At 55.6% G+C, this 6,133-nt stretch carries 2 protein-coding genes; both read left to right on the top strand.

The annotated features are described in order from the left end of the window. On the top strand, nucleotides 1-1,718 hold a 1,718-nt coding region (locus ACTHUT_RS12605; protein ID WP_440418859.1), incomplete at its 5' end, for an autotransporter assembly complex protein TamA. 80 nt (nucleotides 1,719-1,798) lie between these two features. Next, the gene (locus ACTHUT_RS12600; protein WP_250599352.1) at nucleotides 1,799-5,947 is read left to right on the top strand and encodes a translocation/assembly module TamB domain-containing protein; all 4,149 of its coding nucleotides are present in this window, start codon (nucleotides 1,799-1,801) and stop codon (nucleotides 5,945-5,947) included. Nucleotides 5,948-6,133: the final 186 nt, after the last annotated feature.

The raw sequence follows: 6,133 nt of genomic DNA, 5'->3' as shown, positions 1-6,133 counted from the left end.
CCAAGCAGCCCAAAGACGACCAAACAGGCAAACTCAAGCCCAAATTCCCCGTCAAAATCGACACCCAAGACAGCGAAGTCAAAGAAATGCTTGAAGAATACCTGCCGCTGATTACCCAGCAGCAGGAAGAAGAGCTGGATAAAGAACAGGTCGGCTTCCTCGCCGAAGAGGCGCCCGACAACGTCAAAACCATGCTCCGGACCAAAGGCTACTTCAACAGCAACGTCAATATTCAAGACCACGGTGAGAGCTACACCGTCAACGTTACCCCCGGCCCGCGTACCAAAGTCGACAACGTCAGCGTGGCCATCCTCGGCGACGTATTGAATGACGACAACTTGGCCGAGTACTACCAAAATGCGATGGAAAACTGGCAGCAGCCTGTTGGCGAAAACTTCGACCAAGACGGCTGGAGTGCAAGTAAAACCTCCGTCCTCAGCGCGGTAACACGTAAAAAATACCCTTTGGCGAAACTCACCACCACCCAAGCCACCATCAATCCCAATACCCAAAAAGCCGACTTGAACGTCATCGTGGAGAGCAACCGCCCCATTTACTTTGGCGATTTCCAAATCACCGGCACACGCCGCTACCCTGAGAGCGTGGTTTCCGGCATGGCACGTTTCCACCCCGGTTCGCCTTACGACTTGGACAAAATCCTCGACCTGCAACAGGCGCTCGAGCAAAACGGCCACTATTCCGGCGCGTCCGTACAGGCCGACTTCGATCAACTGCAAGGCGACCGCGTTCCCGTCAAAATCAACGTGACCGAAGTCAAGCGCCACAAACTGGAAACCGGTATCCGCTACGACTCCGAATACGGAATCGGCGGCCGCATCGCCTACGACTATTACAACCTCTTTAACAAGGGTTATATCGGTTCCATCGTTTGGGACATGGACAAATACGAAACCACGCTGGCCGCCGGTATCAGCCAACCGCGCAACAACCGCGGCAACTACTGGACAAGCAACGTTTCCTACAACCGCTCGACCACGCAAAACCTTGAAAAACGCGCCCTGACCAGCGGTATTTGGTATGTCCGCGACCGCAATAATATCGATGCCCGCTTCGGCCTCGAATTCATTACCGAAGAACGAAAAGTCCCCGACACCAGCTACGATTTGGGCCGAAGCCATGCCACCATGCTGACCGCCTCATGGAAACGGCAAAGCATCGAAACCGAGCTGCACCCTCAAAACGGCTACTACCTCGACGGCAAAATCGGTACAACCTTGGGCAAATTCCTCTCCTCCACCCAAATGGCACGCGCCATGGCACGCGCAGGCTATTTCTTCACGCCTGAAAACAAAAAACTCGGTACATTCATCGTACGCGGACAAGCAGGCTACGTTTATGCCCGCGAAGGCGAAGAAGTGCCGTCCAGCCTGATGTTCCGCACCGGCGGCGCAACTTCCGTACGCGGTTACGAACTCGACAGCATCGGCTTGGCCGGTCCCAACGGCTCCGTCCTGCCGCAACGCGCCTTGGTGGTCGGCAGCCTTGAATATCAATTCCCGGTTACCAAAAGCTTCTCCGGCGCCATCTTCCACGATGTCGGCGATGCGGCAAGCAACTTCAAACACATGACCTTAAAACACGGTACCGGCTTGGGCGTACGCTGGTTCAGCCCGGTTGCGCCGTTCTCCTTCGACATTGCCTACGGCCATCACGACAAAAAAATCCGCTGGCACATCAGCTTGGGCACAAGGTTTTAAAAAACATACTCACCATCCATTCTTTCAGACGGCCTCAGCCATTTCAGGCCGTCTGAACAACAGACAAACAGAAAAATATCATGACCGATACTGCAAACACTTCCACGCCGTCTGAACAACAGCCTGCCCCGCCAAAGCGCAAAAAACGCCTGTTGCGCGGCTTTGTCCTGTCCGCCTTGGGCGTATTGACCGTTTCCGCCGGCGCGATCGGCTGGCTGGTCGGTACGGAATCGGGTTTGCGTTTCGGCTTGTACAAAATACCGTCATGGTTCGGCGTCAAAATCTCTTCGGACACGCTGAAGGGCACGCTGATTGAAGGTTTTGAAGGCGACAAATGGTTGATTGAAACAGAAGGTGCGGACATCAAAATCAGCAGCTTCCGCTTTGATTGGAAACCGTCCGAGTTGACCCGTCCATCCTTGCACATTACCGAAGTCGTGGCCGGCGACATCGCCATCGTGACCAAACGCACGCCGCCCAAAGAAGAAGAGCCATCAAAAGGCCTGCCCGACAGCATAGACCTGCCCGTTACCGCCTATCTCGACCGTTTGGAAACCGGCAAAATCAGCGTGGGCAAGCGTTTTGACAAGCAGACCGTCTATCTCGACCATCTGCACGCGGCCTATCATTACGACAAAAAAGAACACCGCCTCCACATCAAAACCGCCGATACGCCATGGAGCAGCTCGACAGGCGCGGTAGTGATCGGTTTGAACAAACCCTACGTCCTCAATACCGCCATCTACACCAAAGGCCAGCTTGAGGGCGAAACCCTACATGGTACGGTACGCCTGTGGGGCAGCCTGCAAGACGTATCCACCGACCTACTGCTCGATAGCGACAACGTTCATTTGTCTGCAAAATCCACTATTCATCCATTCGCCGACAGCCTCAATGAAACCGTCGGCGAAATCCTGATTAAAGGTTCCAACATCAATCCGCAGGCCTTCCTGCCCAGCCTGCCCAAAGCGCGCCTGAATTTCGACGCCACCACCATTCCGTCGTTTACCAACGGCGTTGCGTTGGAAGGCTCGATTGACTTGGAAAACGACCAAGCCGGTTTTGCCGATGAAAATTATATCCCTGTCAAACGCATCCTCGGCGAATTCATCGTCGACGATAAAGGCACGGTCATGATTGAAGACATCGGCGTCGACCTGCTCAAAGACGGCAGCATCGATGTATCCGGCTCTATCGATACCGCCCAAGACCAGCTCAAACTCGCACTGGGCATCAACAATACCGGCGCAGACGACTTTGTCCGTCAAAACATCGCAGGCCGTCTGAACGGCAGTATCGACGTCAAAGGCGAAACCTCCTCCCCTGTCGTTAACTGGAATCTCGACAGCGGATTTGCACGTACAGACGGCATGCTGTTTTTCCAAACCGACAAACAGCTCGGCCAGCACACGCTCAAGCTCGACAAAGTCCGCCTGGTTCCGCAAAACGGCGGCGAACTCAACGCCAAAGGCTCGCTCGAACTCTTCAAAGACCGCAAACTGCAACTGGACATCGTCAGCAAAGCCTTCAACCCTGCGCGCATCGATCCGCAGCTTCCGCAAGGTAGTGTCAACGGCAACATCAACTTGACCGGCATCCTGGCGCAAGAAAAATTCGCCGGCAAAATGCAGTTTGCACCGAGTACGCTCAACGGCGTTCCGCTCAGCGGCAAAGCCGACGTCGCTTATGAAAACAAACACCTCGCACGCACCCTGACCGACCTGACCCTCGGCAGCAACATCATCAAAACCAACGGCAGCTTCGGCAAAAAAGGCGACCGCCTCAACCTCAACATTACCGCCCCCGATTTGTCGCGTTTCGGCTTCGGCTTGGGCGGCCTGCTCAACGCGCGCGGCTACATCTCCGGCAGTTTTTCAGACGGCCTCAAAACCCTTGAAGCCGATTTGAACGGCGAAGCACGCAACTTCAAAGTCGCCGATACCGTCAACATCCGCATCCTCGACTTCAAGCTTAAAGGTTCGCCAGATACCAACCGCCCGTTGAGCGCCGATATTAAAGGCGAACACATCGCCGTATCCGGCGGCGCGGCCCTGATCGACAACGTCAACCTGCTCATCAGCGGCACAGGTTCGCACCACCACATCCGTGGCAACAGCAGCATGGCGATGGACAACAAACGCTACAAGCTCGACCTCGACGCCACCGGCGGCCTCAACAAAGACCAAACCCAATGGAAAGGCACGGTTGACACGCTCGACATCAACGGCGCGTTCAACCTCAAACTGCAAAACCGCCTCAACCTCGAAGCCGGCAGCGAACGCGTTTCCCTCAGCAGCGCGCGTTGGGCGGCTATGGGCGGCAGCCTCAACCTGCAAAATTTCGTTTGGGACAAGAAAGCCGGCATTACCAGTAAAGGCAGCGCACAAAATCTGCACATTACCGAATTGCACAACTTCTATACTCCGCCCATCGAACACAACCTCGTCTTGGGCGGCGACTGGGATTTGGCGTACAGTCAAAACGCGCGCGGCTTCCTCAACATCAACCGTCAAAGCGGCGATATCATCCTGCCGGGCAAAGACCCGAAAAACAAACAGCCTTTGGGACTTTCCGCGCTCGCCCTGCGCACCCGTTTCCAAAACGGCCGCATCGACAGCACGCTGGAAGGCAACACCCGCTTCGGCAAAGTTAACGGCACGCTCGGCATCGCCCAACAGTTCGGCAACAACATCAACAACGCCCCTGTCAGCGGCAAAGTCAATATCAGCGTTCCCGATTTGGGCTCGCTCAAATCCTTTATGCCGGCGACAGCCCAAGGCATTGCAGGCCGTCTGAACGCGACCGCCACCATCGGCGGCCGACTCGGTTCGCCCACCGTCAACAGCAACCTCGACCTCCAAACCAATTACGGCCGTGCCGACGGTACCGTCAACATCGGTCAGGGCACCAGCTTCGATACCGCCCCTCTGAGCGGCAAACTCAATCTGAACGTTGCCAACCTCGAAGTCTTCCGCAACTTCCTGCCCGTCGGCCAAACCCTCAAAGGTCGTCTGAACGCCGCCGTCAACTTGGCAGGACGTCTGAACGATCCGCAACTAAGCGGCCTGATTAACGGCGACAACCTCTATTACCGCCATCAAACCCAAGGCCTGATTCTCGACAACGGCGTATTGCGTTCACGCCTGCAGGGTCAAAAATGGGTGATCGACAGCCTCAAATTCCACCGTGGCGGCACGATTGAGCTCAAAGGCGCGGTCAACCTTGCCAACGCCAACCCCGATGTCGACGTGGATATCGTCTTCGACAAATACCGCACCCTCTCGCGTCCAAACCGTCGACTGCAGCTCTCCGGCGCGGCCAAAGTCCTCTACAATCCGGAAAAAGGCATATCGCTCAACGGCACGCTCAACACCGACTACGGCAGGTTTGGTTCGCAAAAATCCTCCATGCCGACCCTCGATGACGACGTGGTCGTACTGGGCGAAACCCCAAAAGAAGCAACGGCCACCACGCCTATTAATATGAACCTTGTCTTGAACATCAACGACAATGTCCGTTTTGTCGGCTACGGCGCAGACGTTACCATCGGTGGCAAACTGACCCTCACTTCCCGCCCAGGCGAAACCGTCCAAGGCGTCGGTACCGTTCGCGTTGTCAAAGGCCGCTACAAAGCCTACGGCCAAGACCTCGAAATCACCAAAGGCGCGGTTTCCTTCGTCGGCCCACTGACCGATCCGAACCTCAACATCCGTGCCGAACGCCGTCTCTCCCCGGTCGGTGCAGGTGTCGAAGTTCTCGGCAGCCTTAACAATCCGCGCGTGACCTTGGTTGCCAAAGAAGCCATGAGTGAAAAAGACAAACTCTCCTGGCTCATCCTCAACCGTGCCAGCAGCGGCAGCGACGGCGACAACGCCACGCTCTCTGCGGCCGCCAGCGCATTACTTGCCGGCCAAGTCAACGACCGCATCGGCCTTGTCGATGATTTGGGCTTCACCAGTAAACGCAGCCGCAACGCCCAAACCGGCGAGCTCAACCCTGCCGAACAAGTCCTGACCGTCGGCAAACAGCTCACCAACAACCTCTACGTAGGTTACGAATACGGCATCTCCAGCGCCGAACAATCCGTCAAACTCGTGTACCAACTGACCCGCGCCATCCAAGCCGTTGCCCGCATCGGTACGCGCTCCTCCGGCGGCGAGTTGAAATACACCATCCGCTTTGACAACTGGTTCGGCAAAGACGAACCCGAGCCGGAAGAACAACACTAAAAGCCGTGAAAAAGGCCGTCCGAAATTCATCTTTCAGACGGCCTTTATCTTGTTCTACTGTATTAGAATCTTTCTCCCATGCCTCAAAAGACAAAGGCCAACGGCGCAAGTTTGAAAATAAAGGCAACTAAAAAAGTGAGCGGCCAGCCACGGCTTATTCAAGATTAGCGATAAATCAAGCGGACA

The sequence above is a fragment of the Neisseria sp. P0022.S010 genome, from assembly GCF_051956635.1.
Note: the sequence above shows the minus strand (reverse complement) of the source record. Positions and strands in the feature narration are given on the sequence as shown.